The 5,833-nt window shown below is 67.5% G+C and carries 6 protein-coding genes and 1 pseudogene; 5 read left to right on the top strand and 2 right to left on the bottom strand.

Translation table 11 applies throughout. The annotated features are described in order from the left end of the window. Positions 1-329: 329 nt before the first annotated feature. Both trxA and ORI27_RS32615 read right to left on the bottom strand, forming a co-directional pair. Positions 330-705 (bottom strand): annotated as a pseudogene (gene trxA / locus ORI27_RS32620) (thioredoxin). Positions 706-734: 29 nt separating this feature from the next. After that, on the bottom strand, positions 735-2,114 hold the full coding sequence (locus ORI27_RS32615) for an MBL fold metallo-hydrolase (RefSeq protein ID WP_266001378.1): 1,380 nt from the start codon (positions 2,112-2,114) through the stop codon (positions 735-737). A 163-nt stretch (positions 2,115-2,277) separates the two neighbouring features. Here ORI27_RS32615 and ORI27_RS32610 point away from each other — a divergent pair, with 163 nt between their 5' ends. From ORI27_RS32610 to ORI27_RS32590, 5 genes are all read left to right on the top strand, one after another. Beyond that, the gene (locus tag ORI27_RS32610) at positions 2,278-2,862 is read left to right on the top strand and encodes a rhodanese-like domain-containing protein (RefSeq protein ID WP_266001380.1); all 585 of its coding nucleotides are present in this window, start codon (positions 2,278-2,280) and stop codon (positions 2,860-2,862) included. A gap of 74 nt (positions 2,863-2,936) precedes the next feature. Then, entirely contained in the window at positions 2,937-3,206 is a 270-nt protein-coding gene (locus ORI27_RS32605; protein ID WP_266001382.1) for a metal-sensitive transcriptional regulator, read from the top strand. Positions 3,207-3,223: 17 nt separating this feature from the next. Continuing rightward, the gene (locus ORI27_RS32600; RefSeq protein ID WP_266001383.1) at positions 3,224-3,634 is read left to right on the top strand and encodes a DUF302 domain-containing protein; all 411 of its coding nucleotides are present in this window, start codon (positions 3,224-3,226) and stop codon (positions 3,632-3,634) included. Between the two features lie 29 nt (positions 3,635-3,663). After that, the gene (locus tag ORI27_RS32595; RefSeq protein WP_266001385.1) at positions 3,664-5,034 is read left to right on the top strand and encodes a DUF2254 domain-containing protein; all 1,371 of its coding nucleotides are present in this window, start codon (positions 3,664-3,666) and stop codon (positions 5,032-5,034) included. A gap of 167 nt (positions 5,035-5,201) precedes the next feature. Then, on the top strand, positions 5,202-5,669 hold the full coding sequence (locus ORI27_RS32590) for a homocitrate synthase (RefSeq protein ID WP_266001386.1): 468 nt from the start codon (positions 5,202-5,204) through the stop codon (positions 5,667-5,669). Positions 5,670-5,833: the final 164 nt, after the last annotated feature.

Below are 5,833 nucleotides of genomic sequence, written 5' to 3'. Positions count from 1 at the left end.
CTTGGGGTACAAAGTCACTCTCGAACCCCGCACCAACGCCGCCTAGCACCAGCGAGCAACCGCTCACCCAGCTTGGGTCACCCAATTTTCGAGAGAGACGCAGAATCGCACTGGCCGGGGCCATTTCGTGCGACTCTGCGTCTGCTCGCCGAGGGTGGGGTCAGCGACGCGGCTGATCGCCCTGCCCACAGGTGCACTGCTGTGCCGGGGGCACTTGGCGCATCACCTGATCGACATGTTCGCCGCAGCCACCCCAGGTGGTCTTGTGACAGCGCGGGCATTCAACGGGATAGCACATATTTATCTCCTTTGGCTGGACAGGCTAGTGGCTAGTGGGTGGCTTCGGCCTTGCGGGCGGCGATCGTCGCCCGGACTTCGGCCATGTCGAGGTCCTTGATCTTGGTGATCAACTCCTCGAGCATTTGCGGTGGCATGGCGCCGGGCTGGCTGTAGACCAGCACACCGTCCCGGAAGGCCATGATGGTCGGGATCGATCTGATCTGCAGGGCGGCCGCGAGTTCCTGCTCGGCCTCGGTGTCGACCTTGGCGTGCACGACATCGGGGTGGGCCTGCGCGGACTTGTCGAACACCGGGGCGAAGGCGCGGCACGGGCCCGCACCAGGATGCCCAGAAGTCGACGAGCACGATCGGGTTGTCGACGATCGTCGACTCGAAGTCGTCGAAGGTCAGGTTCACGGTGGTCATGATTTCCTCTTCTCTGGTTGTCGGTCCGGTCAGGCGGCGACGTGGGCCTCTGCCCACGCGTTGTAGCCACCCGCCAAGTCGGTGACGTTGCCGAAGCCGTTGGCCCGCAGTAGCGAGGCGGCGACGCTGGAGCGCCAGCCGCCGGCGCAGTGGACCACGATCGGCCGGCCGGTGGGGACGTCGTCAAGGCGAGTCCGGAGCTGTGCCAACGGGATCGGGAGTGCACCGGGGATCACGCCGTTGTCCCGCTCACCGGGGTTGCGGATATCGATCACGGTGACGGCGTCCTGCGCCATCAGCCGGTCGAGGTCCGCGACGTCGGTACGCGGGGCGGTGCGGACCAGGTCACGCAGCTCGTCGGGGAACTCGCCGTCGTGCTCGACGTTGAGATAGCCGACGGCGTTGTCCGAGCCGATCCGGGCCAGGCGCAGCGCGGCGTCCTGTTCCTCACCGGGGTAGGTGACCAGCGCGATCGTCTCGCCGACCTCGGCGACCATGCCACCGGTTTCGGCGAAGCGGCCGTCGAAGCCGACGTTCACCGAGCCGCGCAGGTGGCCGGCGGCGAAGTCGTCCACCGAGCGGGCGTCGACCACCCGGATTCCGGCTTCCAATGCCTCGCGCAGCTGCGCCGGCGACATCGCGGGGATGGCGCGCGACCCGCTGAGCAGGGGATGGACCCGCTTGTTCATCGCGGCGTTGACCGAGAAGTAGGCGGGCGCGGCGGGCTGGCCGTTGGTGATCAGTCCCACGAACTCGTCGACACTCATCGGCTGCACCGACGGGTTGGTGCGGCGCTGCTCGCCGATCGTCGAGGTGAGTTCGGTCGAGAGGTTCTTGCCGCAGGAGGACCCGGCGCCGTGCGCGGGCATCACCGTCACCGAATCGGGGAGTGCGAACAACGTGTCGTGGATCGAGTGGTACATGGCGCGGGCCAGATCGCTGGTCGAACTGTCGCCGATGTTGACCAGGTCGGGGCGGCCGACGTCGCCGATGAACAGCGAGTCGCCGGTCAACACGGCAGTCGGTGCCGACTCGGGGTGCTCGCGCACCACCACGCTGATCGATTCCCAGGTGTGGCCCGGGGTCGCGAGGATCTCCAGGTCCACCTCGCCGAGCGAGATGTGCTCGCCATGGCCCAGCCGGCGAATCGGGTAGTCGGTCTCGGCGGCCTCGCCGAATCCGATCCACGCGCCGGTGGCGTCGACGAGCTCCAGGTGTCCGGAGACGAAGTCGGCGTGGAAGTGGGTGTTGATGACGCCTTCGATCCGAAGGCCGTACTTCTCGGCGTCCGCCAGGTACTCGGCGATGTCGCGGCGCGGGTCCACGACGATCGCGCGTCCGGTCGTCTGGTCGCCGATCAGGTAGGACGCGTGCGACAAGCACTCGATGTAGTACTGCTCGAGGATCATTGCCTTGCTCCTTGGCTTGGTGCCTCTGGGGGATGTGGTTGCCCTCATCCAAACATACCCCCAGGGGTATCTATTCCCGATATTCAAATACCGGCGGGGGTATTGCTACTATGGTTGAAAATATACCCCACAGGGTATCGAATCCGAGGAAGGAAACCCCGACATGACTGCGCCATCGCCGACGACGATCACCGCGGGAGCGCTGCAGGCCCAGCTGGCGGCGGCGAACCCGCCCCGCATGCTGGACGTTCGCACGCCCGGTGAGTTCGAGACCGTTCACATTCCGGGCGCCTACAACGTTCCGTTGGACCTGCTGCGTGAGCACCGCGACGAGATCCGCAACCACCTCACTGAACAGGTCGTGCTGGTGTGCCGCTCGGGTCAGCGCGCCGCGCAGGCCGAAGAGGCACTGCGCGCCGCCGGCCTGGCCAACGTCCACATCCTCGAGGGCGGCATGAATGCCTGGGAGGCCGGTGGCCTCGAGGTCAACCGAGGCGCGCAGCGCTGGGAGTTGGAACGGCAGGTCCGGCTGGTCGCCGGCCTGATCGTCGCGCTGAGCGTGCTGGTGGGCGTGTTCGTGCCGGGAGCGCAGTGGGTGGCCTTCGTGATGGGCGCCGGGCTGGCCGCTGCGGCCGCGACCAACACATGCCTGATGGGCATGATGCTGGCCAAGCTGCCCTACAACCGCGGCCCGAAGTGCGACGCGGACGAGATCGTCGCCCAACTCGTGACGCCGACGCGGCGGTGAGGGCATGAAACCCCAGGCCGTGGTGTTATACCCCCGCGGGTAAGCTTTACCTAATAGACCTGAGGAGGTTCACCATGGTTGGTGATGAAGACGCCATCGCAGCTGTTCTCAACCGGCTGCGCCGCGCACAGGGTCAGCTGACCGGCGTGATCTCCATGATCGAGCAGGGCCGGGACTGCAAGGACGTGGTCATCCAGCTCGCCGCGGTGTCACGGGCGCTGGACCGGGCCGGCTTCAAGATCGTCGCGACCGGACTGCGCGAGTGTGTCACCGGCAGCGCCGCCAACGGCGACGCCCCGATGAGCGAGGCCGAGCTGGAAAAGCTGTTCCTCGCGCTCGCATAAGGGGAACACTGATGGGCATGGATATCGCGCTGTCGACAACGTTGCACGGTGCCTTCGACGACGTCGTTGGCCGCACCCGAGAAGCACTGGCAGGTCAGGGTTTCGGCGTGCTGACTGAGATCGACATGAAGGCGACGATGGCGACCAAGCTGGGCGACGCCGCCGGCGAAGCCCTCGGAGACTACGTGATCCTGGGCGCGTGCAATCCGCCGCTGGCACAGCGTGCCGTGATGATCGATCGCCAGATCGGCTTACTGTTGCCCTGCAATGTGGTCGTGCGCAGTGACCCCGACCAGGCCGACACCGTTCACGTCGAGGCGATGAACCCGCAGCTGCTGGTCGGCGTTACTGGTCAGACCGGCCTGCAACCGGTGGCCGATGAGGTGACCTCGAAGCTGCAGTCGGCCATCGACGCGCTCAACACCTAGGGCGGCCGGAGTCAGGAGGCTCGATCGGCGTGTGGTCATCCCTGCTGCGCCGCCGCACCTACCTGCTCGACGCTGTTCGCACGCGATTGTGGCCGCTGCCGGTGATGGCCATCGTGGCCGCGATCGCGGCGGGGGTCCTGCTGCCCCGGCTGGACGAAGCCCGCGATTCGACGCTGCGGCCCGCGCTGGGTGGCTTCCTGTTCGGTGGCGGACCAGCCGCGGCCCGCGAGCTGCTCTCGGCGATCGCCGGGTCGTTGGTCACCGTGACTTCCCTGACGTTCTCCCTGACGGTGGTCACACTGCAGCTGGCCAGCAGTCAGTTCTCGCCGAGACTTCTGCGCACGTTCGCGCGCGACCGATTCGTGCAGAGCACCCTCGGGTTGTTTCTGGCGACCTTTGTCTACGCCATCACGGTGCTGCGCACGGTGCGCGACGACAGCGGCGACGGCGGATTCGTCCCGCGCATTTCGGTGACCGTTTCCTATCTGCTGGTTCTGGCCAGCGTCATCGGCCTCATCCTCTTCCTGGCGCACCTGGTCCGGGAGATCCGGGTCGAATCCATGATTTACACGGTTCGCACCGATGCGGTCGAGACCGCGCGAACGTCGTTCGACGAACTCGATGAACTCGACGACGAAACCGGGGGACCGCTGCCCGATCCACCGCCGACGGCGACGGCGCTGCATGCGTGCTCAACGGGATTTCTGGTCGCCCTCGATCACGCCGCGCTGACCGCGGCGGCCAGTGGGTGCGACGCGGTGATCCTCGTCGACGTGATGCCCGGCGAGTGGATGGTGACCGGCTCGCCGGTCGCCTTCGCCTGGCCGGCCGAGGAGGCCCGTCAGCTCGACGACGATCAGTTCGACACCCTACGGCGGTGCCTGGCGTCGGCGATCACCACCGGTGACGAACGGACCCCCGTTCAGGACGTGGGCTATGGCCTGCGGCAGCTCACCGACGTCGCTGTGAAAGCCCTGTCGCCGGGGATCAACGATCCGACGACGGCAATCCACGTGCTCGACCACAGCGCGTCGCTGTTGTGCGAGCTGGTCGTGCGCCGGCTCGGCTCGACCGCGCTGTGCGATGACGACGGGGTGGTGCGCGTCGTTGTGCGGCGGCCTGACCTCGCCGCGCTGCTGGAACTGGCCATCGGTCAGCCCCGGCACTATGGCGCCGCCGAGGTTGCGGTGCTGTCTCGACTGCTGTGGCTACTGCGCGAAGTGGGGTGGCGATCTCGGCGCGACGAGGACAACGCCGTGATCCTGGGGCAGCTGCACCGTGTGCAGGCCACCGCTGCGGCGCAGGATTTCGACGCCGCCGACCGGGAACGTCTCGAGCGGCTCGTCTCCGACGTCCACGATGCGCTGGCGGGCCGGTGGCGGCCGTCGGACCGGGGGTGACAAACGTGTTTGCCTTGCCGGCGCGGGAGCGTCTAGCATCGGCGATCGTGCACAGCGCGCGACTCGTAGTAGCTCCCCGCAGCGGGGTCTGATCCGGACCGACCCCCCGCTGTGGGTCGGAAGCTGCTACACCGTCGGTCACCTCCGCTCGACGAGAAGACCGCACGATGAACCCGCACAGCACTCCGATTCCCGAGCCGTCCCCGCGCTTTTGTGCGCCGCTGCCGCGCGGCCTGCGCGAACACGCCGAAGCCATGCCGTGGAGCGCGTTCGCCGCCACCTACAGCCCGAGCGGCGGCCCGGTGCGCCTGGGCGCCTGGGAATGCGACGACGCCTCCAGGCGCGGCCCCCAGCCCCGCTGCTTCCGCGCGACGCTGGCGGTCGGCGACCGCATCGAGACGGCGACGGCCCATGCCGGCGGTCCGGTCGCCGCGCTGACCGCGATGCTGTACGAGCGCGGGATCGGCGTGGAGATGACGCGCTTTCACCAGCTGGCCGCCGGTGCCCACACCGCGACGTTCGTGCGCGGCAGCGACGGGCAGCGTCACGAATGGGCGATGGGTTGGTCGGAGGATCCCACTCAGTCGGCGTTGCGCGCGGTCGTCGCGTGCGCCAACCGCCTACTCGCCGACTGATTTCCGCGCGAGCAGACGCAACAGCTCCCGACACGCCGCTATTTCGGGGTCTCTTGCGTCTCTCTCGAAAATTGGGTGACCCAAGCTGGGTGAGCGGTTGCTCGCTGGTGCTAGGCGGCGTTGGTGCGGGGTTCGAGAGTGACTTTGTACCCCAAGGTTTCCAG

This window comes from Mycobacterium pinniadriaticum (assembly GCF_026242045.1).
Classification (GTDB): domain Bacteria; phylum Actinomycetota; class Actinomycetes; order Mycobacteriales; family Mycobacteriaceae; genus Mycobacterium; species Mycobacterium pinniadriaticum.
The sequence above is the reverse complement of the archived record's forward strand: the minus strand, read 5'-3'. Positions and strand labels throughout refer to the sequence as shown.

What these genes read in the sequence shown, in the direction of transcription:
- ORI27_RS32615 (WP_266001378.1), bottom strand. Translation starts at nt 2,114, where the DNA reads ATGATCCTCGAGCAGTACTACATCGAGTGCTTGTCGCACGCGTCCTAC.
- ORI27_RS32610 (WP_266001380.1), top strand. Translation starts at nt 2,278, where the DNA reads ATGACTGCGCCATCGCCGACGACGATCACCGCGGGAGCGCTGCAGGCC.
- ORI27_RS32605 (WP_266001382.1), top strand. Translation starts at nt 2,937, where the DNA reads ATGGTTGGTGATGAAGACGCCATCGCAGCTGTTCTCAACCGGCTGCGC.
- ORI27_RS32600 (WP_266001383.1), top strand. Translation starts at nt 3,224, where the DNA reads ATGGATATCGCGCTGTCGACAACGTTGCACGGTGCCTTCGACGACGTC.
- ORI27_RS32590 (WP_266001386.1), top strand. Translation starts at nt 5,202, where the DNA reads ATGAACCCGCACAGCACTCCGATTCCCGAGCCGTCCCCGCGCTTTTGT.